We start from the raw sequence: 20,722 nt of genomic DNA on the forward strand, positions 1-20,722 counted from the left end.
TCGGTCATGAAACTGTCATGAAGAGAGATGGTAGCAAGGGCTGTCGCCCCTGGCCGGGCCAATGGTCCGGTGTCCGGCTGCGCTACGCTGTGGTTCACTGGCACAGGCCCCTACAATGGCCGTGTCGCGCTGCTTTGAGGCGTGCAGAAAACTTGTATCAGGATTTCTCATCGGGGGGATGGATGGACAGGTTCCAGGAAATGCAGGTTTTCCTCGCCGTGGCCCAGGCGTCGGGGTTTTCGTCGGCGGCGCGGCGCCTGGGCCTGTCGGCGGCCAGCGTCACGCGGGCGGTGGCAGCGTTGGAGCAACGCATCGGCACGCCACTGCTGGTCCGTACCACTCGCAACGTGTACCTGAGCGAAGCCGGCCAGCGCTTTCTCGAGGACTGTCGGCGGATCCTGAACGATTTGCAGGAAGCCGAGGATTCGGCGGCTGGCAGTCACGTCCAGCCCCGCGGGCAGTTGACGATTACCGCGCCGGTACTGTTTGGGCAATTGTTCGTCACGCCGCTGCTAGTGGATTACCTGCACCGATTCCCCGAGGTCAGCATCAACGCCTTGTTGTTGGACCGCACGGTCAGTCTGGTAGAGGAGGGCATCGACGTTGCCCTGCGCATTGGCGAGCTGCCGGACAGCAACCTGCACGCCGTGCGGGTCGGTGAAGTGCGGCGGGTGGTGTGCGGCTCCCCGGATTTCTTCGCGCGCCACGGGCGGCCCCGGCATCCGGATGACCTGGAGCGAATGCCCGTGGTGGCGTCATCGGCCATTGGCCAGGTCAAAAGCTGGACCTTCATCGATTCAGGCCAACCGTTGGCCGTCCGGCCCGTGCCGCGGTTGGTAGTGACGGCCAACCAGGCGGCGATTACCGCCGCTTGTCAGGGACTGGGGATGACGCGAATCCTGTCTTATCAGGTGGCGGGCAACGTGGCCGCCGGTGAGCTGGAAATCGTCCTGGCCGATTTCGAATTGCCGCCGCTGCCGATCCATGTGGTGTACCAAGGCGGGCGCAATGCGCCGGCGCGGGTCCGCAGTTTTGTCGATTTTGTTGTCAGTGCATTGCGCGAACATCCAGCCTTGAGCGGCTGAAGCATTGTTTCTCTGGCTGAAACAATGGATTGCATCTGCAGGTGATTCTCTTGTTTTTGCCTTGGGCGGAAGATGACCCCATCGACGCCGTTGTGGTGATGGCGTCACTTCCAGCGGAGTCGACCATGAACCCGATCAAGCACTATCACTTCCCGCTTTCCGGCCATTCCCATCGCGTTCAACTGATGCTGTCGTTACTCGAACTGCCGGTCGAGGAGATCTTTGTCGACTTGGCCAAGGGCGCGCACAAACAGGCGGATTTCCTTGCGCTCAATGCGTTTGGCCAAGTACCGGTCATCGATGATAACGGTGTGGTGCTGGCGGACTCCAACGCGATCCTCGTGTACCTGGCGCAAAAATATGGCAAGGGCCGCTGGCTGCCCACCGATCCGGTCGGTGCCGCCCGGGTGCAGCGCTGGTTGTCGGCGGCGGCCGGGCCGATCCATGCGGGGCCGGCCACGGCGCGGCTGATCACGGTGTTTGGCGCGGCCTACAACGCTGAGGACGTGATTGCCCGATCCCACAATGTGTTGAAAGTCATCGATCAGGAATTGAGCAGTCGTGATTTTCTGGCGGGTGATACGGCGACCGTCGCTGACGTCGCCGGCTACAGCTACATCGCCCACGCACCGGAAGGCAATGTGTCGTTGGAGGACTATGCCAATGTGCGGTCCTGGCTGGCGCGGATCGAAGCCTTGCCCGGGTTCGTGGGCATGCCGCGGACGGTTGTCGGGTTGCAAAAGCATTCATGAGCACTTGAATGGGTGTGGCGAGGGGATTTATCCCCGCTGGGGCGCGAAGCGGCCCCCTAGAAGTATCGGCCGTCGCGGTTTGTCAGAACGAGAGCAAGGGGCTGCTGCGCAGCCCAGCGGGGATAAATCCCCTCGCCACATAGGATTGCGTCGCTCTATCGTGAGGTGGGATCAGGCGTAGGAAAGCGCCTTTTCCTCCAGCAGTTCCTCGTACAGCTGCACCCACTTGTGGCCCATCTCTTCGGACGTGAACAGCTGACGATAACGGGCTTCGGCCCTGGCCCCCATTGCCTGGGCCTGCGCCGGGTTTTCCCACAGGGTGCGCATCGCCTCGCGGAATGCCTCGGGGTTGCTCGGTGGCACCACCAGGCCGGTTTCTTCGTGGATATTGATGTAGCTGGTGCCAGTGCCGATTTCGCTGGAGATCATCGGCTTGCCGAACATCGCGCCTTCGAGCAGGGAGATGCCAAAGGCTTCGGAGCGCAGGTGCGAAGGGAACACGATGGCATAACTCAGTTCCAGCAGCGCAACCTTGTCTTCGTCCCCCAGTCGCCCGAGGAAATGCAGGTTGCGCAGGCCCAGTGCCGCCGCCTGGGCATGCAGTTGTTTTTCCAATGGACCGGCGCCCACGATGACCACGGGATAATTCACGCCTTTGAGGGCGTCGAGCAGAATGTGCAGGCCTTTGTAATAACGCATCACCCCCACGAACAAAAAGAACCGCTCACCCAGTCTGGCCTTCCACCCCGCCATGCGCTCGGCGTCGGGCTGTGGATAACTGCTCTTGTTCAGGCCGTAGGTGATAATCCGGGTCTTGGCCCTGTATGCCTTGAGCACATCGCTGGTATGCACATAGTTCGGCGAGGCTGCGACGATCCGATCCGCGCCGTCCAGGAAACGTCGCATCAGCGGTCGATAGAGCGTGAGCAGGTGCCGTTGGCGAACGATGTCCGAATGGTAGGTCACGACGTAGGGTTTTTTCGCGGCGCTGCAAAAGTGCACCAGGTCCATGAACGGCCAGGGGAAGTGGAAATTGATCACGTCCGCTTCGGCGGCCAGTTCACGGAATTTCTTGAAAACGCTGTAGGAGAAGCCGGTGGATGCTAGCTGGAAGTCCATTCGAGCTTGATGAACCACATGCTGGCGGATCTTGATCGGCTCCGACGCCGGTTGCCCGCTCAGGGCCAACACGGTGTTATCGATACTCAACCGGTCGGTGCTGTCGCACAGCTGGAAGATAACCTGTTCGATGCCACCCATGGAGTCTGGCAAATAGGTTTTGTAAAAGTGCAGGACTCGCATTCAACCTCCCAAGACCTGGCGATACGCCTGAGCCGTGACCTTTGCACAGCGCTCCCAGGAAAACAGCGCAGCCTGTTGTAAGCCTGCTTCCCGACACGCCTGCCAGTGCGGGCGATCCTCAATCAACCGCTGCATGGCGTCGCGCATGCCTTGTGGATCGTCGGGCTCGCAATAAATGCCAGCCGCCCCGGCCACTTCCGGCATCGCCGAGCAGCGGGTGGTCATTACCGGCGTGCCGCTGGCCATGGCTTCAAGCACCGGTAGGCCAAAGCCTTCGTAGAACGACGGGAAAATCAGTGCCCGGGCCCCCGCCAACAGCTGGGCGACCTGTTCGTCAGGCAGATACCCCGCCAGGCAGACATGACCATCTGCCAGGGCGCGTTTCAACTCATCATTGAGCTGTGCCTGTTGCCATCCGCTCATTCCTACAATGAACAAAGGAAAAGCCTGACGTATGGACTCAGGAAGCCCGGCATGAGCGCGCAAGGCCAATGACAGGTTCTTGCGTGGCTCCAGGGTGCCGACACAGAGAAAGTATCGGCCGTGCTCCAGCCCATGGGCCTTGAGCACGCTGTCGATCGCTTCCGGTTCGCGCGGGTGGAAACGTGTCGCCACCCCAAGCGGCGCGACCCTCAGGCGCTCGGCGGGAATGCCGAAATATTGCTGGGCTTCATCGGCGATGAATTGCGAGTCGGTCAGAATCAATTGGGCCTGTTCCACTGCGCGGCTGAGCCGTCGCTCGATTTCCTTCAGGCGTGCCGGTGGCTGCGTCTCGGGGTAGCGCAGGTGCGTGAGGTCATGGAGGGTGATCACCGTCGGCCCTTCGAAAGCCAACGGCCACAGGCTGGGTTCGTGATACAGGTCGATAGCCTTTGAACGGCCTTGATCGAAGCGTTTCTGCTCCAGCCAGCGCCGCGCTTGGTAGGCGCCCGGAACCCGTCGCAGCAACGGGCTCAGCTTGGAATAGCCTGGCTTGGCTGTTGGTGGCAACTGCGGGCTCCAGCCCCAACCGTGGAACAACGACAACTGTACGTCCGGCTCCCGCGCCAAGGCAGTCGCCAGTTCCGCTACGTAGTGGCCGATACCGGTGCGGGGCGCCTGGAGAATGCGTGCGTTGAGGGCTATCCGCATGTTGTTTCCCTGTCGACGATCGCTGCACCAATAATGTGGCCCTCGATTCGCTCCACCAATTGCGCACTGGCCTGGCGCCAGCTCAGCCATTGCCATTGCCATTGATCCAGGTTGCGCTTGGCCGGGAATACCCCGGTGCGCTCCATGTCGATGACCAGGTTCGCCAGGCTTTGGGGATCGTCGAGATCGAAATAGGCCATGAACTCTCCGCCGATTTCCCGAAACACTTCAATGTCGCTGCCCATCGCCGGCAAGCCGCGTTGCATGGCTTCTACCAACGGCAGGCCGAAGCCCTCCACATAGGACGGGAACACCAGCGCCGTGGCGTGTCGGTAGGCGTGTTCCAGGCTTTGGTCCGCCAGGTTGTTGAACATGAACAGGCGGCTGTCGAGCTGCGGATGGCGTTGAATGCGCTCGATCAGGGCTTCGCATTTCCAGCCGATCTTGCCGACGATGCAGAGTCGCGCTTGTGAACCGGCGGCCCAGGCCCGTTCGAAGGCATCGAGCAGGTAAGCGTGGTTTTTGCGCGGCTCGATGGTGCTCACCATCAGGAACACCGGCTCGGGGCGCTTGAACAGCCGCAACAAGTTCGGGTCGACGGGTTGGGTGGCGTCAACCAGGTCCAGTTCGCTGCCCAGGTGGAAATAGTCGAACCAGCGCTTGCGCACCTCTTGCTCGCCAATGCGCCGGACCATTTCCTGGCGAAGCTGGTCGCGGATGGTGGCGGAAATGGCGATGTAGCCGTCGGCGGTGCGGGCGATCCAGTCGAACCAATGGTTGAACACCTTGACCAGTCCGGCGTCGCAGAATTGCGGATGGGTCAGGGGAATCAGGTCGTAGACCACTGAGATGATCCCGACGCCATCACGCTTGAGCTGTTCGGCCAGGGGAAAGAAACCTGAGTGCCAGGAAGAGTCCAGCAACACCAGCTGATCGCCGGCCCGATGTGCCAGCGGTACGCTGCGTGCCGGGACTGGCTTGCGTTTGAGGAGACGATCGAGGATTCGAATGGGGAGGCTCAAGCACGCCAGGGAGAACAGTCGGCAAGCCACGTACAAGAAGCGGCGAGCCCAGATCGACTGGCTGAAGGGGCGCCGTTGTTCGAGGGTCCGCTGCCTGAGCCAGAACAGGTTGGCGAACTGTACCAGCCGTGCTCGCAGACTGGCCAGATCCAGTCCGTTCGTGGGCAAAGGGGCCAGGCTTTTCACTTCGTACAGCTTGCCCTGCAGCATCACCACGGGAATGCATTCGCGTTCGTGGTCCCTGGCCGGCAGTTCGCGAATGACGTTGCGCACCACGCGCTGGATGCCGGAGTTGTCATTCGGGTGGTCGTATACGTAGGTGCAATCCACCAACAGACGGCTCATGGCAACTCCTTTTGCGGCACCGCCTCGACGGCCGTTTGGCTCGAACGCTGGATACTGGTCCGGGCCTGGAGCCAGGAACAGCCGACGAAATCCTCCTGGCGATTATTGATCACGTGGAACACCAATCCGTAGTCGCGCCATTCGAAATTACGGTCCAGGTGCGAGTCCAGCCGCGACAGGCTGAGCGCGACGGAGTAATTGCCCTTGCCCAGGCGCATGTCGAAACTGAAGCGGAAGGTGATCTGTTCGCCGGCCTTGAGGTCGGTCACGGCCTTGTCCTGGCGATGGGTGTTGATGCCGTACATGGGCTGGCCCAGGCGGTCCTTGATCAAAAAGCCCAGTACCAGCCGTTCGATGTCCTGGCGGGTCTCGACCCGCACTTGCAGCACCATCGGCTGGCCGATCCCGGCCACTTCCACCGACTGCCCTTGGCTGTTGAGCAACTGCACATCGACGATGCCGGCCTCGCCGGTGCCGGAAATGGTCCGCACCTGACCGCTGGCGAGCATTTCCTGGCGGACCACTTGGCCTTCGCGCTGGGCCAGCATCGCGTTGTAGTAATCCATCACCTCTTCCGGTTTGCCGCGCATGGCCATGCGCCCGTGTTCGAGCAGGATCGCGGTGTCGCAGATCGACTGGATCGCCGAGCGATCATGGGACACGATCAGCAGCGTGGTGCCGGCCTTGCGGAAGCTGCGGATGCGCTCGAAGCTCTTGTGCTGGAAGTAGGCGTCGCCCACCGACAGCGCTTCGTCGACGATCAGGATGTCCGGGCGCCGGGCGGTGGCGACACTGAACGCCAAGCGCATCTGCATGCCGCTGGAATAGGTGCGTACCGGCTGGTCGATGGCCTCGCCGATTTCGGCGAAGCCCTCGATCTCGGGCATCAGGGCTTCGATTTCCTCCACCTGCATGCCCAGCAACTGACCGGCCATGAACGCGTTCTGGCGACCGGTGAAATCCGGATGAAAGCCCATGCCCAGTTCCAGCAACGCGGCAACGCGGCCTTGTAGCTGGATGTGGCCGCAGGTGGGTTGGGTGGTGCCGGTGATCATCTTGAGCAACGTACTTTTGCCGGCGCCGTTGACCCCGACGATGCCGACGGCTTCCCCGGGCTGGATCTCGAAATCCACACCCTGGAGGATCCAGTGCAGTTGATGGCGCTGGCGGGAAAAGGGAACCAACCACTCCAACAGCCGGCTCCAGCGGTTCGGATACTGCTTGTAGGCCTTGCCCAGGCCGGTGACACGCAAATGTCCCATCAGAGTTCATCCACCATTTCACCGCCGCGCCGGCGAAACATGCGCAAGCCCAGGGCGCACAACAGCAGGGCGAGCACCAGCAACGGCACCAGCGAACTCCAGACCGGCCACTGGTTATAGAGAAACAGGTTCTGGTAGCTCTGCATCAGGGCAGTCATGGGGTTGAACGCGAGCAGTTGCTGGATCGACGGCGGCAGGATCGTCATCGGGTAGACGATCGGCGTGAACCAGAACCAGAATTGCAGGCAAATGCCGAACAGCTGCCCGACATCGCGGAAAAACACATTGAGGATCCCCAGCAGCATGCCCAGCCCGGCGGCGAACATCACTTGCAGGGCCAGCAGCGGCACCAGGGCCAGCAAGGTCATGCCTGGCCAGCGTCCGGTGATCAACAGGAAACCGAGAAACAGCCCAAGGATGATCGCGAAGTTGATGCCCGCGTTGAAGAGCACGATCACCGGCAGGCAGATCCGCGGGAAGCTGATCTTTTTCAGCAGGTTGGCGTTTTCCAGGAACATGCCCTGGCTGCGGGTGGTGATTTCCGCGAACAAGCCCCAGGTCAGCAGCCCGGCGCAGAGGTAGACGCTATAGGCCATGCCATCTTCGACCCCGGGCAGGCGGGCACGCATGATGTGGGAAAAAATCACCGTGTAGACGAGGATCATCGACAACGGGTTGAGCACCGTCCACAACGCGCCGAACAACGAGTTGCGATACCGCGCCTGGAACTCGCGCTTGACGCTGCCCAGGACGAAGCCGCGGTAATTCCACAGGGAGTGGGGCAAGCTCAGCAACATGCGTCGACCCTGCCGTAGTGGTCTTCGAAGCGAACGATGTCGTCTTCCCCCAGATATTCGCCACTTTGCACTTCGATGATCACCAGATCGATCACGCCGGGATTCTCCAGACGATGTTTGTGTCCGGCCGGGATGAAGGTCGATTCATTCTTGGCGACCAGGTGCGAACCCGAGCCATTGTTGGTGACCTTGGCCATGCCTTCGACCACCACCCAGTGTTCGTTGCGATGGTGGTGCATTTGCAGCGACAGCGACGCGCCAGGCTTGACCACGATGCGCTTGATCTTGAAGCGTGGCCCTTCTTCAAGCACGGTATAACTGCCCCATGGGCGGCTGACCGTGCGATGCAGGCGATAGGCTTCGTGCGCCTTGTCCTTGAGTTGCCGGGCGACGCGGCGCACATCCTGGGCGCGGTCGGCATGGGCCACCAGCACGGCGTCGGCGGTGTCGATGATGATCAGGTTTTCCACGCCCAGGGCCGCCACCAGACGGCCTTCGCTCTGGACGAAGTTGTGCTGGCTGTCGATGAACAGGGCCTCGCCGGTGGCGCGGTTGTTCTGCGCGTCGGCGGGCACCAGGCCGGCGACGGCGCTCCAGGAACCAATATCGCTCCAATCGAATGTGGCCGGGATCACCACGACATTGGCGGAGCGCTCCATCAGGGCATAGTCGATGGAGATGTCTGGCATGTCGGCGAAATGCGCCGCGGACAATTCCTGCTGCACGCACCCTGAGGTTTCCACCGCCGTGCTGGCCGCGACACAGGCGCGCGCCTGTTCCAGCAGCTCGGGGGCGTGGGCTTGCAACTCCGCCAAGAGGGTCTTGACCGAGAAGCAGAACATTCCTGAGTTCCACAAGAAGCGGCCGCTTTCCAAATACTGCGTGGCGGTCGGCAAGTCGGGCTTTTCGACGAAGCGAACGACCTTGGCCGCGCCCTTGGTGTCCAGCGGCTGGCCCCGTTCGATATAGCCGAATCCGGTTTCCGGCGCCGAGGGCAGCACGCCGAAGGTCACCAGGTGACCGCTCTTCGCCAGTTCCACGGCGTGCGCCACCGATGCCTGGAAGGCCGCCTCGTCCTGGATCAAATGATCGGCCGGCATGACCACCAGGATCGCCTCGTCGCCATGCAACGCCTGAATGGCGAGGGTGGCCGTGGCAATGGCCGGCGCGGTGTTGCGGCCCGTGGGTTCGAGGAGGAAGTGACCACGGTGACGTTCCAGGTGGGCACTTTGATAGTGATCGCGGCTCTGGAAATAGTATTCGCGATTGGTGACCGTGACGATATCGCCCCGGCCATCGAACAACCCCGCGGCACGCCGGTAGGTTTTGCCCAGCAACGATTGGCCGTCGGGCAAGCGCATGAAAGGCTTGGGATGACCCTCGCGGGACACCGGCCACAACCTCGTCCCGGCTCCGCCGGAGAGAATCACAGGAATGAGCATGGCCTACTCCTTGGCGACGCGTTTCATGTCCGCATCCATCATCATGCGGATCAGGGTGTCGAGGTCGGTCCGGGGCTTCCAGCCCAGGACGCGTTGGGCCTTGGCCGGGTTGCCGAGCAACACCTCGACTTCGGCCGGGCGGAAAAACGCCGGGTCGATCTTGACGAAGTCACGGTAGTCCAGCCCCACATGTTCGAAGGCGATCCTGCACATCTCGCGCACGGTGGTGGTGACGCCAGTGGCCACTACGTAATCGTCGGGGGTGTCCTGTTGCAACATCAGCCACATGGCCTCGACGTAATCGCCGGCAAAGCCCCAATCGCGCTTGGCGTCGATATTGCCCAGGCGCAACTCCTGCTGCTTGCCCTGCTTGATACGCGCGGCGGCGTCGGTGACCTTGCGGGTCACGAACTCGATGCCGCGCAGCGGTGATTCGTGGTTGAACAGGATGCCGCTGCTGGCGTGCAGGCCGAAGCTTTCCCGGTAATTGACGGTGATCCAGTGGCCGTACAGTTTCGCGACGCCATAGGGACTGCGTGGGTAAAACGGGGTGTGCTCGTCCTGCTGCTCGGCCTGGATCAGGCCGAACATTTCGCTGGTGGAGGCCTGGTAGAAACGGGTCTGCGTACTGAACTGGCGAATGGCTTCGAGCAGATGGGTGACCCCCAGCCCGTCGACGATGCCGGTGGTCACCGGCTGGTCCCAGGAGGCCGCGACGAAGCTTTGCGCGGCCAGGTTATACACCTCGTCCGGCGCCGACTTGATCACCGCCCGCTGCACCGAGCAGGCGTCGGCCATGTCACCGTCCAAATAAACGATGTCTTGTTCGATGCCCATCTCTCGCAGCCGCCAGCGCGAGTCGCTGCTGCGTCGCGCCACCAGACCGTGGACTTTGTAACCCTTGTCGAGCAGCAACTTGGCCAGATACGCGCCGTCCTGGCCGGTGATCCCTGTGATCAATGCACTTTTCATTCTTGTTGTACCCGTATCTCCCAGTCGGACAGGATCGCCCGCAAGGATTGTTGTGTTGTTGTTTCGGGCGTCCATCCGGTGGCCTGTCGTAGCTTGGCAGGGCTACCACAGACGCGACGCTGTTCTGCGCGGCGAAGACGCGCAGGGTCCTGGATCAGTTGCACATCGACCTGGGCGATATCGCCCAGTTGTTCGATCAGGCTGCGAATGCTCTGCTCGCGACCCGAGCAGATGTTGTAGACCTGCCCCGGGGCGCCTTTTTCCAGCAGGCTCAGGTAGGCCAAAATCACATCGCCGACATCGAGGAAGTCGCGGGTCACGTCGATATCGCCCACCTGCAACCGGGCCGGTTGCAGGCCCAGCTTGATCAGGCTGATTTGCCGGGCGGCGCTGGCAATGACGAAGCTGTCCTTCTGGCCGGGGCCGATGTGATTGAACGGGCGAGCCACCAGCACCGGCCAGCCTTCGCTCATGCCCCATTGCAGGCTCAGCAGTTCGGCCGACAGCTTGCTCACGGCGTACGGGTTGCGTGGGGCGGGTGCTTGCAGTTCGGTAATCGGCAGCCGGTCTTCGCTGACCTGACCATAGACGTCACCGGAGCTGACATACAGGAACGTGCCGGTGAACCCCCGGGCCTTGAGGGCCTGGAGCAGGTTCAAGGTGCCCAACAGGTTGATGTTCAGGGTGCGTGCCGGGTCGCGGAAGGCTTCAGGGACAAAGGTCTGGCCCGCCAGGTGGATCACGGCGTCGGGAACCTCGGGCCAGAGGCCCTCCAGGGTCTTGGCATCCGTCAGGTCGTAGCGCGCGGCGACAGGCATCACCTGCCAGGCCGAATCATGACCGTTCAGTCGAGAATTGAGGTGACGTCCAACGAAGCCGCTGAGGCCCGTAACGAACAGACGTTTTTTCAAGCACCAGCCCCCTTTACGGTGACTTCGTCTATCGCGAATGGAGTAGGAAATTTCCGTAAGATCGGGGAAAAGTCACTCAACGATCAGCTTAGCGAAGCATTTGTTGTAGTTGTTTGGTTGCCAATCTGTTCCAATTTCGCCGCAATTTCAACAGCGCAAACCGTGACTGACCAGTTCTCATATTTATAGCGGGTTTATTCACATCGAGCGGTTCACGAACCCTTGGCGGATGTGTTTAGAATGCCCCTCGTCACACTTGCCCCTGGTTCCGATCTTCGGATCAAACCGCAAGGGACGGGACCATTAAAAAAACAAGAACGAGACGGGTAGCAAGATGAACGACGCGTGGCGGCTCCCGGGCCGGCTCGATGCGTGACTCGACCGTCATGAAGTTGGGGCTGCCGGGATGGCGGCGCCATGATGGGATGCCATGAATTTCATTCTTTACTCGGATGTAAACGATCACTCCATCAGTCAGAGCCTCGGTCGCCCTGAGTACAGCTATTACTTCGTGCTCAAGGCCTATCGCCCCGTGCTGGAAAGCCTGGGGCCGGTGCATGTGGTGTCGTCGGTCGCAGAGGTCGATCCGCTTTATCAAACGTTGCGGCAGGCCGGACAGGACTGCTTGTTCCTTTCGTTTTCCCCCCCGCACAAGACCCCGCTCGACCTGCTGTGCCCGATGGTCTGCGTAGTGGCCTGGGAGTTCGATTCGATCCCGGCCGAGCACTGGGATGACGACCCGCGGCATGACTGGAGCCGCACGCTGGCCCGTCATGGCCGGGTGATTACCCTGTCCAGCCACACGGCCGAGGCGATCCGTCGGACGCTGGGCGAGGATTTCCCGGTGTTGGTGTTGCCCACGCCACTGTGGGAGCGTTTCGCGGCGGTTCGTGAGCAACACCCAAGCCGGCCGGTCAACCCGGGAACGACCTTGCAGATCAAGGGTTGCATCATCGACAGTCGGCCCCTCGGGTTGTCGGCGGATGGCTTGATCGCGCCGATTTTCGAAGGTGAGCCGGAACCAGAGCCTGGCATTGATCCGGGCATCGTACCGCCGCCGCTGACTTGGCGGCGGCGGGCATTCATTTCCCGTCATTACCTGCGCGAAGTCGTCCGCGCCTTCACCGGCAGGAGCGAGCAGGGCCCCGTCTGGCTGTTCAAGCACAACCTGCTGTGCTGGTATCGCGAGGCGGTCCGCGACCTGATTCCGGTGCCGGTACGCGTTGCCACCAGCCGGGTCCTGAGGGGGCCAGCGCCGCCGTTAGTCGTCGAGCCCGTTCCTGAGCCCGCGCCACCGGAACATCCCCAAGCCGTCCTGCCGGACACCAGCCAGATGGCGGAAACCGACGTCAGTGGGGTGGTGTACGTCAGCGTGTTCAACCCTGATGACGGTCGCAAGAACTGGCATCAGTTGATCACCGCCTTCTGTTGGGCGCTACGCGACGTCGAAGACGCCACGCTGGTGCTGAAGATGACCCAGAACGATCTGTCGACCTACTACGTCGAGCTGCTGACGCTGCTGTCCCAGCTGTCGCCATTCAGTTGCCGGGTGGTGGTGATGCACGGTTACCTGGAGGACGAACAATTCGCCCGGCTGTATGGCGCGGCGAGTTTCTACGTCAACGCGTCCCGTTGCGAAGGCCTGTGCCTGCCGCTGATGGAATTCATGTCCTGCGCCCGCCCGGCCATCGCGCCGGACCACACGGCGATGCGCGACTACATCGATACCGAAGTAGCCTTCATCGTCAAGTCCAGCCGCGAACCCACGATCTGGCCGGAAGACTCGCGCATCTTGTATCGCACCCTGCGCCATCGGCCCGACTGGGGTTCATTGAAACTCGCCTATGAACAGAGCTACGCCATGGCCAAGCACCAGCCGCAGGCCTACCAGGCCATGGCCGTTGCCGCGAGCGAGCGGATGCGCCGCTATTGCGGGTTCGCCCCGGTGCAGCAGCGCCTGGCGGATTTCCTGGCGGCGCCAGGCTGTGATGAAGGGCTGTCGCGGGTGGCCCAGGCAGGTACCGCCTCATGTTGATCATCATTTATTCGGAAACCAACCAGAGCAACATCCTGGAAAACCTCGGCAAGCCCGAGTACAGCTATTACTTCGTGCTCAAGGAGTTCCGCCCGGTGCTGGAGCGGTTGGGGCAGGTCGTCGAAGTGACTCGACCTGACGAAGAGGTCGACCCGCTTTATGCCGATTGCCTGGGGCGCGGCGAGGATTGCGTATTCCTGTCGTTTTCACCGCCGCACCGCACTGCCGCCCATTACGCCTGTCCGACGATCCCGGTGTTTGCCTGGGAGTTCAGCACCGTCCCCACCGAAAGCTGGCAGGGCGAGCCCCGGCACGATTGGCGGGTGGTCCTGGGCGCAACCGGCATGGCGATCACCCATTCCAGCTTCACGGTCAAAACCGTTCGCGAGGTGATGGGGGCGGACTTCCCCATCGCCGCCGTCGCCGCGCCGGTATGGGACCGCTTTGCCGCCCGTGGGGCGGCGCTGGCCCAGCGGCCGACAGTGGATCACATGCGCCTGCAATTGCACGGCCTGTTGATCGACAGCCGCACCACCGACCTGCGGCCGTATGGCCCACCGGCGCATCAGGCCGGTATACCGCTGGTGCTGGACGGCCCGGCCGAGGATTGCGAGTTACTGCTGGACGGTGTGATTTACACCTCCGTGTTCAATCCTTACGACGGTCGCAAGAACTGGAAGGACATGATCAGCGCGTTTTGCACGACGTTTCGCGACGTTGCCGACGCAACCTTGGTGCTCAAGCTGACTCATCACGACGTCAGCGCCGCGCTGACCGACATGCTCCACCATGTCTACAAGAACCAGTCGTACCGCTGTCGCATCGTGCTGATACACGGTTACCTGGCGGACGCGGACTACGAACGACTGGTGGAAGCCACCCGGTACGTGGTCAACAGTTCCTACGGCGAAGGGCAGTGCCTGCCGTTGATGGAGTTCATGTCGTGCGGCCGTCCGGCGATTGCGCCGCTGAACACGGCGATGGCCGACTACATCGACCCTGACAACGCCTTCATAGTGGAGTCGACCGAGGAATTGACCGCCTGGCCCCACGACCCGCGTGCCGCATACCGCACCCTGCGGTATGTCACCGATTGGGACTCGCTGTGTTTGGCCTATCGCGCCAGTTATGACGTGGCCAAGAACGACCCCGAGCGTTATCGCCGGATGTCGGCCCACGCCGTGCGCAGCCTGGAAAAATTCTGCAGCCAGGCCAACGCCGAGCAGCGTTTGCGGGCGTTTTTTGAAGCCATACCCGAGCGGCACCGGAACGCGCAGCAACCATGATCCGCCGATGGCTGGCCGGGCTCAGGCCACCGGTCGAACCCTCGCCACCGCCGACGGCGGCCGTTTCGCCCCGGGATGCCGGCCTCTACGACGCGATGCTCGACGGTTGGTTTTGCAGTGAAACCGGTGAGTTGCTCAAGGGCTTTGCCATCACGACCGAGGATACTTTGCTGGATGTCGGCTGCGGCGAAGGCGTGGCGACCCTGTTTGCAATGCGCCAGGGCGCGTCCGTGATCTTTACCGACAGCGAACAGGACAAGGTGCGCGACCTCGCCCGCCAGGTCGAAGCCCAGGCCGCCGCGCCGTTCCTGGGCCTGGTCAGCAACAGCCTGCCGCTGCCCCTGGCCGATGGCTGTGCGAACAAGATCGTCTGCATGGAAGTGCTCGAGCATATCCATGATCCAGCGCCGTTCATGGCCGAACTGGTGCGCATGGGCCGGCCCGGGGCGCAGTACCTGCTCAGCGTGCCGGCTTCGGTGGGCGAGCATTTGCAGCAAGGCATCGCGCCGCCGGGCTACTTTCAAGCGCCCAACCATGTACAGATTTTCACTGCCGAACGATTCGCCGCGCTGGTGGAAGACGCCGGGCTGGTGATCGAGCATCGTCAGGCCAGCGGATTTTTCTGGGTCATGGGCATGATTTTCTTCTGGGCCAGCGAACGGGCGGCGGGCCGGGACCTCGAGGGGGCCGTGCGCGACCGTATCCAGGCGCCGTACCCACCGTTGATGGAGCGCTGGGCGAGCCTCTGGCAGGACCTGCTGGCGCAGCCCGACGGCTTGGCGATCAAGCAGGGGCTGGACCGGTTCATGCCCAAGAGCCAGGTCATCATCGCGCGTAAACCCGATCGTTCTTCCGGGAGTCCTTCATGAGCAGCAAGCGGATCATGGACATCGAGTTGTTGCGCGCTGTTGCGGTGATCGGCGTGTTGTTCCATCACCTGCAAGGCATGCCATTTCCTGGCGGATGGCCGCGCCTGGCGGCCCTGGCCGACAGTTTCCAGCTGTGGTGGGGCGTGGACCTGTTCTTCGCGATTTCCGGGTTTGTCATCGGACGCAGCCTGATCCCGCAGTTGCGGCGCTGCGACAATCCCCGGCAATTCTGGGCCATCACCCGGGACTTCTGGATTCGCCGGGCGTTTCGCCTGTTGCCGTCGGCCTGGCTCTGGTTGCTACTGGTGCTGTTCGCGGTGTTCTTCCTGAACCGCTCCGGCGCGTTTGGCAGCGTGCAGGCCAACCTGCAGGCGACGCTGGCCGGTTTCCTGCAATTCGCCAACCTGCGTTTTGCCGATGCGTTCATGCAGTACGAATACGGCGCAAGCTTCGTGTACTGGACGCTGTCGTTGGAAGAGCAGTTCTATCTGATCCTGCCGTTGCTGGTGTTCGTCTCGCGTCGCTATCTGGTGTGGGTGTTGCTGGCGGTGGTGCTGGTGCAATTCTTCACTTGGCGGGCGCTGTGGTTGTCGGTGATTCGTACCGATGCCTTGGCGCTGGGTGTGTTGTTGTCGATCTGGAGCTTGCGGCCCAGCTACTGGCGCTTCGAGCCCACGTGGTTGCGCCGCCCCCCCTTGGGCCTGCTGCTGGTGCTGGGCCTTGGCAGCGTGATGGCCTGGATCGCCACCGAGCACTTCAATTTGTCGTTCTACCGTCTCGGGGTCATTGCCGTGCTCAGCGCCGTGCTGGTCTGGGTGGCCTCGTATGATCGGGATTATCTGTTGCCCCGCGGTCGACTGAAAACGGCGCTGACTTGGGTGGGCAGTCGTTCCTATGGGATCTACCTGATCCACATCCCGGTGTTTTTCCTGCTGCGCGAATTGTGGTTTCGTTTCGCCCCCTTGGGCTCGCCGGACCCGGCAAGCCATCCCTGGCCGGCCCTGGCGTGTGCGTTGTTATTGATCGGGCTGTTGAGCGAGCTCAATTACCGCTGGGTCGAAATGCCCATGCGCAACCGTGGTGCCCGGCTGGTTGAACGCCTGTCCGCCGCGCGAACCGTCCTTCCTCTCCCTGGAGCCCCGACATGCTGAGCCTTTTGAAGAAACTCACCACGGGCCTGCCCGCGCCCGCCGAGCCGGCCGCCGAGAAAGTCGACCCGTATATGCTCGGGCTGCACGATGCGATGCTCAGCGGCTGGTTCAACCAGCAAACCGGCGAACTGTTCACGGGTTTCCCGGTGACGCCTGAAGACACGCTGCTGGACGTGGGCTGCGGCGACGGCGGCAACGTGCATTTTTGTGGAATGCGTGGGGCGAAGATCATCATTGCCGACATCGACGCGGCCAAGGTCGAAGCCACTCGCCAGCGCTTGAGCGACACCCCCGCGCGCGAAGTCGAGTGCCACGTGACCGACTGCAACCCGCTGCCGATTGCCGACGCCACGGCCACCCGGGTGGTATCCACCGAAGTCATCGAGCACGTCGACGACCCGGCGCAATTCCTCGCCGAGCTGGTGCGGGTCGGCCAGCCCGGTGCGCTGTACCTGCTGAGCGTGCCGCACCCCAGTTCCGAAGACCTGCAAAAGGACATCGCCGCGCCGGAGTACTTCCGCAAGCCCAACCACATTCGCATCATCAGCGAAGAGCAGTTCAAGGCGATGCTCAGCGAGGCCGGCTTGGAAGTGTTGAGCCACAGCCAATACGGATTCTATTGGTCGATGTGGATGCTGTTGTTCTGGGAGGCCAAGGTTGATTTCAGCAACCCCGACCACCCGTTGCTCAATCATTGGGCCGACACTTGGCAAGCCATACTGAATTCGCCGCGTGGTGTGGAGATCAAGCAGGCGCTGGACGCGGTGGTGGCCAAGAGTCAGGTGATTATTGCGCGTAAGCCTGGCGCGCTCCCCTAGCAGCAAGGGCGCCTTTTGTGGCGAGGGAGCTTGCTCCCGCTGGGTTGCGAAGCGACCCCCATTTGGTGGGCGCTGCGCACCCAAGCGGGAGCAAGCTCCCTCGCCACAGATATTCGCCAGGATCCGGGGGGCGTAATCTGCCAGACTTTTATGGATGGTAAGGCTTCATGACGTTTCTTTCCCGGCTCGCCCTGGCCCTCGCCGCGTTGCTTCTAGGGGGCTGCGAACAATCTCCGGCGCCGGCCCTCGATCAACAGCTCTATATTTGGCAACGCCAATGGACCCCGGCCCACGGGCTGGCGCTGCGCCAAAGCCAGGGTGACTTTTCCACGTTGCGGGTGCTGGCGTTGCAGGCGTTTCCCGGGGCGGGCTGGCGTCGTGCGCGGATCGATCCGGCCTTGCTCAAGGCGGACGGCCGTCCGCTGATCGCCGTGATTCGCCTGGACGGCCAGCTCAAGGCCCTGGACCAGGACGACGTCATCGCGCAAATCCAGCAAGTGCTGGGCGAGTGGCAAGCCCAAGGCCTGATCCCGGTGGGCGTGGAGATCGACCATGATGCTGGCAATGCGCGGTTGCCGGCCTATGGACAATTCCTCGGCCAACTGCGGCACAGCCTGCCGGCCAATCTGCGGCTCAGCATCACGGCGCTACCGGCCTGGCTCGACAGCCCCGCATTGCCGGGGTTGCTGGAAACGGTGGACAGCAGCGTGCTGCAGGTCCACGCGGTGAGTGATCCACGGCAAGGCCTGTTCGATCCGAAACAGGCCCGGCGCTGGGCGCAACGCTGGGGTGAACTCACCTCGCGGCCGTTTTACCTGGCCCTGCCGGCCTACGGCGTGGCGCTGCTGACCCAGGAGAGCGGCATGCCGGTGGTGGAAAGTGAAGTGCCGATCGACCGCGGCGGCGAGCGTCAGGAATTGCTGGCCGATCCGCAGCAAGTGGCCGGGCTTGCGGCAGATTTGCGGGCCGATCCGCCGCAACATCTTGCCGGGCTGATCTGGTTTCGCCTGCCCTTGGCCGGTGACCGGCGGGCATGGAGCCTGATCACGCTCGGTGCTGTCGCTCGGGGCGATCATCTGGACAGTCGCCTGGCGTTGCAGTGGCAGCAGCAGGACGGCTTGTACGATATCCGCCTGGTCAACCAGGGCAATCTCGACAGTCCCTGGCCCCAGCGCCTGACGCTGACTGTCGGCGCCTGTGACGGTGTCGATGCCCTGGCTGGTTATACGTTGCAACAAACCCCCGGACTGCTTACCTTCACCCGCATTCAGGAAGGCCGCTTGGCGGCGGGTAGCCAACGGGCAATCGGCTGGGCGCGCTGTACGAAAATCGACCAAGGAGGTTTCAATGTTTACCCGTGAGTGGCCTCGTCACCTGCTGTGCCTGAGCCTGTGCCTGCCGTTGGGCCCGGTGCTGGCCTGCGGGCCGGATTTCCCGATGCGCCTGCTGGATAACCGCGCCCAGACGCTGGCGGAATTGCCCGAGGGCAGCTTTCGCTTCGAGGTCAGCCGTCTCGGCCAGGCGATTGCCGGACTCAAGCCGGCCACCGAGGCGACGCGCAACCCGGACTACAGCTATGACGACCTGCCTTCCTACGTGGAGCAACGCACCAAGGCCGAACAGATTGGCCTGACACCGCCGCAACAAGCGGTGGTGGAGCGCTTGCGCGCGTTGACTGACATCGACCAGGTGGCGGCTGAAGCGGCGAATCTGCCGGACGAGCTGCGCCTGTATGCGCTCGGCGCGGCGGCTTTTAATGTCGGAGAACATCAGCGCGCCGTGGAAGCCTTCCAGCAATTGCTGGCATTGCCGGCTGATCAACGTCGGTTGCGTAGCACCTGGGCCGCGTATTCCCTGGGACGGGCCTTGTTCGCCGTGAGCACCGAGGCGGGCAGTGGGGACCCCGTGGCCTTGCAGGACCAGGCGCGCGCAGCGTTTCGCCAGGCCCGGGAAATGAGCATTGCCGGCTTCAGCGATCCGTTGGAACTGGGTATCGCCAGCCTCGGTGAAGAAGCCCGGGTGGCCTACACCGCAGACGACTGGGACAGCGCCATCGGCCTGTACGCGATCCAGAACCTGCAAGGCTCACCGGTCGGCTACAGCTCGTTGCTGCAATTGGCACAAGGCTTGAGCGTCCAGCCAGATGAACGCTTGAGTGAATTGCTCAAGACCAAGTCGGTGCAACGACTGGTCACCGCCTATCTGCTCAGCCGCGTCGGCTGGTGGGACGGTGAAGAACCGTCGGGTGAGAAAAGGCTGGTCAAGCTGTTACAGGCCAACGCTCGGGACAACCTGGACGATGCCGACCGTTTGGCGGCGGTGAGTTACCAGCACGGCGATTACGCCAGCGCCCAGGCATTTGTGCAGAAGGCTGCCAACACAGGCCTGGCCTGGTGGCTGCGCGCCAAGCTGGCCTTGCGCGATGGCGACAAGGCGGCCGCGGCGGCAGCTTATGCCAAGGCTGCCCAGGCCTTTCCGAACGATGAGTCCTGGGGCAACCGTCGTACACCGGATTGGAACTACGAGTCGGTGCAGCCCAAGTGCCGGGTCGAGGGTGAAAGCGCAATCCTGGCCTTGCAGCGCGGTGATTATCTGCAAGCCTTCGATCAGCTCTATCGCGGCCAGGGCAACTATTGGTACGACGCCGCCGCCGTCGCCGAGCGGGTGCTCACGGTGGAGGAGCTCAAGCAGTACGTCGACGTCCAAGTCCCGGCGCCACCGGCGTTGAGCCAGGCGGATCGAGACAACTACGTGCCGCTGCCCGTGGCTGCGAGCCTGCGCAATCTGCTGGGTCGGCGTTTGCTGAGGGAAGGGCGCTTTGATGAGGCGCCGGCTTATTTCGATAACCCAGAACTGCAGAACAAGGCCCGCGCCTATGGGCAGTTGCGCCAGGATGCAGAGTCCAAATGGTGGCCAACCCGGCGGGCCGAGGCCTACTACTACGCATCCCGGATGGCGCGCGAATGGGGCATGGAGCTGCTGGGTTACGAAATGGCGCCGGATTACGCCAGCCTGGGCGGCAACTACAGCCTGGAACCGGTCGAGCTGAAGGTCGGGCCGCTGGTGGCCGAAGGGGAAGTGCAACGCCAGCAGGCCAGCGCCGCGCAGCCGGACGTGCGTTATCACTATCGGTTTGTCGCTACGGCGCTGGCGAGCCAAGCGGCGGATTATCTGCCGCACACCAGCCAGGCGTTTGCGGCGGTGCTGTGCAAAGCCGTGGGATACAACTCCAGCCTTGAAGAGCAAAGCGCGTTGTACCAGCGTTATGTGAAGGACGGTCCGTATGTGGTTTGGGCCGGGGATTTCGGCCATCAATGCCAGGAACCGGATTTCAGCTCTGCGAACAAACGCTACGTGACCCAGGCCTTGGACCCGATCCGCTCGACGCTGCGGCCTTACAAGGTTTGGCTGCAAGTGGGAGGGGCCGTGCTGGTGGTGGCGATGGCGTTGGGGCTGATCAGCCGGCGCCGGCGCAAGGCGCGGATGTCGGCCAGCTAAACTAACGGCCAGCCGAACACAAATTGTGGCGACGGAGCTTGCTC

17 protein-coding genes are annotated in these 20,722 nt (G+C 62.6%); 9 read left to right on the forward strand and 8 right to left on the reverse strand.

Going from position 1 to position 20,722, the window contains the following annotated elements; genetic code table 11:
- Positions 1-182: 182 nt before the first annotated feature.
- Both M1D99_RS00560 and M1D99_RS00565 read left to right on the forward strand, forming a co-directional pair.
- The gene (locus M1D99_RS00560) at positions 183-1,085 is read left to right on the forward strand and encodes a LysR family transcriptional regulator (RefSeq protein WP_186728429.1); all 903 of its coding nucleotides are present in this window, start codon (positions 183-185) and stop codon (positions 1,083-1,085) included.
- Between the two features lie 125 nt (positions 1,086-1,210).
- Positions 1,211-1,837 (forward strand): glutathione S-transferase family protein, encoded by a 627-nt coding sequence (locus M1D99_RS00565; RefSeq protein WP_458131244.1) that lies wholly within the window; start codon positions 1,211-1,213, stop codon positions 1,835-1,837.
- A gap of 171 nt (positions 1,838-2,008) precedes the next feature.
- Here the strand turns inward: M1D99_RS00565 and M1D99_RS00570 are convergent, their stop codons facing one another.
- The 8 genes from M1D99_RS00570 to M1D99_RS00605 are packed head-to-tail and all read right to left on the reverse strand — an operon-like array spanning position 2,009 to position 11,021.
- Positions 2,009-3,139: a glycosyltransferase family 4 protein gene (locus M1D99_RS00570; RefSeq protein ID WP_434573411.1), complete on the reverse strand. Its 1,131-nt coding sequence runs from the start codon at positions 3,137-3,139 to the stop codon at positions 2,009-2,011.
- Entirely contained in the window at positions 3,140-4,270 is a 1,131-nt protein-coding gene (locus M1D99_RS00575; RefSeq protein ID WP_434573413.1) for a glycosyltransferase family 4 protein, read from the reverse strand.
- A complete protein-coding gene (locus tag M1D99_RS00580) occupies positions 4,261-5,637 on the reverse strand; it encodes a glycosyltransferase family 4 protein (RefSeq protein WP_458131245.1) in 1,377 nt (458 codons plus the stop codon). Before M1D99_RS00580 ends, M1D99_RS00575 begins: the two co-directional genes overlap by 10 nt.
- Positions 5,634-6,899 carry an ABC transporter ATP-binding protein gene (locus M1D99_RS00585; protein WP_458131246.1) on the reverse strand — a complete coding sequence of 422 codons (1,266 nt, stop codon included), beginning with the start codon at positions 6,897-6,899 and terminating at the stop codon, positions 5,634-5,636. The genes M1D99_RS00580 and M1D99_RS00585 overlap by 4 nt, the downstream gene beginning before the upstream one ends.
- Positions 6,899-7,696 (reverse strand): ABC transporter permease, encoded by a 798-nt coding sequence (locus M1D99_RS00590; RefSeq protein ID WP_434573418.1) that lies wholly within the window; start codon positions 7,694-7,696, stop codon positions 6,899-6,901. Before M1D99_RS00590 ends, M1D99_RS00585 begins: the two co-directional genes overlap by 1 nt.
- Entirely contained in the window at positions 7,687-9,138 is a 1,452-nt protein-coding gene (locus M1D99_RS00595) for a mannose-1-phosphate guanylyltransferase/mannose-6-phosphate isomerase (protein WP_458131247.1), read from the reverse strand. Before M1D99_RS00595 ends, M1D99_RS00590 begins: the two co-directional genes overlap by 10 nt.
- Positions 9,139-9,141: 3 nt before the next feature.
- The gene (gene gmd / locus M1D99_RS00600; protein ID WP_186706486.1) at positions 9,142-10,110 is read right to left on the reverse strand and encodes a GDP-mannose 4,6-dehydratase; all 969 of its coding nucleotides are present in this window, start codon (positions 10,108-10,110) and stop codon (positions 9,142-9,144) included.
- Complete coding sequence (locus M1D99_RS00605) at positions 10,107-11,021, reverse strand: GDP-mannose 4,6-dehydratase (RefSeq protein ID WP_458131248.1); 915 nt, start codon at positions 11,019-11,021, stop codon at positions 10,107-10,109. The genes gmd and M1D99_RS00605 overlap by 4 nt, the downstream gene beginning before the upstream one ends.
- A gap of 430 nt (positions 11,022-11,451) precedes the next feature.
- Between M1D99_RS00605 and M1D99_RS00610 the strand changes: the two genes are divergently transcribed.
- From M1D99_RS00610 to M1D99_RS00640, 7 genes are all read left to right on the forward strand, one after another.
- Entirely contained in the window at positions 11,452-13,056 is a 1,605-nt protein-coding gene (locus M1D99_RS00610; RefSeq protein WP_458131249.1) for a glycosyltransferase, read from the forward strand.
- Positions 13,050-14,342, forward strand: coding sequence for a glycosyltransferase (locus M1D99_RS00615; RefSeq protein ID WP_458131250.1), 1,293 nt, complete (start codon positions 13,050-13,052; stop codon positions 14,340-14,342). Before M1D99_RS00610 ends, M1D99_RS00615 begins: the two co-directional genes overlap by 7 nt.
- On the forward strand, positions 14,339-15,211 hold the full coding sequence (locus tag M1D99_RS00620; RefSeq protein WP_458131251.1) for a class I SAM-dependent methyltransferase: 873 nt from the start codon (positions 14,339-14,341) through the stop codon (positions 15,209-15,211). The genes M1D99_RS00615 and M1D99_RS00620 overlap by 4 nt, the downstream gene beginning before the upstream one ends.
- Complete coding sequence (locus M1D99_RS00625; protein WP_186706490.1) at positions 15,208-16,362, forward strand: acyltransferase family protein; 1,155 nt, start codon at positions 15,208-15,210, stop codon at positions 16,360-16,362. The genes M1D99_RS00620 and M1D99_RS00625 overlap by 4 nt, the downstream gene beginning before the upstream one ends.
- The gene (locus tag M1D99_RS00630; RefSeq protein ID WP_458131252.1) at positions 16,356-17,180 is read left to right on the forward strand and encodes a class I SAM-dependent methyltransferase; all 825 of its coding nucleotides are present in this window, start codon (positions 16,356-16,358) and stop codon (positions 17,178-17,180) included. The genes M1D99_RS00625 and M1D99_RS00630 overlap by 7 nt, the downstream gene beginning before the upstream one ends.
- A gap of 167 nt (positions 17,181-17,347) precedes the next feature.
- A complete protein-coding gene (locus M1D99_RS00635; protein WP_458131253.1) occupies positions 17,348-18,541 on the forward strand; it encodes a DUF3142 domain-containing protein in 1,194 nt (397 codons plus the stop codon).
- Entirely contained in the window at positions 18,528-20,678 is a 2,151-nt protein-coding gene (locus M1D99_RS00640; protein ID WP_458131254.1) for a hypothetical protein, read from the forward strand. The genes M1D99_RS00635 and M1D99_RS00640 overlap by 14 nt, the downstream gene beginning before the upstream one ends.
- Positions 20,679-20,722 lie beyond the last annotated feature (44 nt).

Source organism: Pseudomonas sp. R3-41, assembly GCF_054161485.1.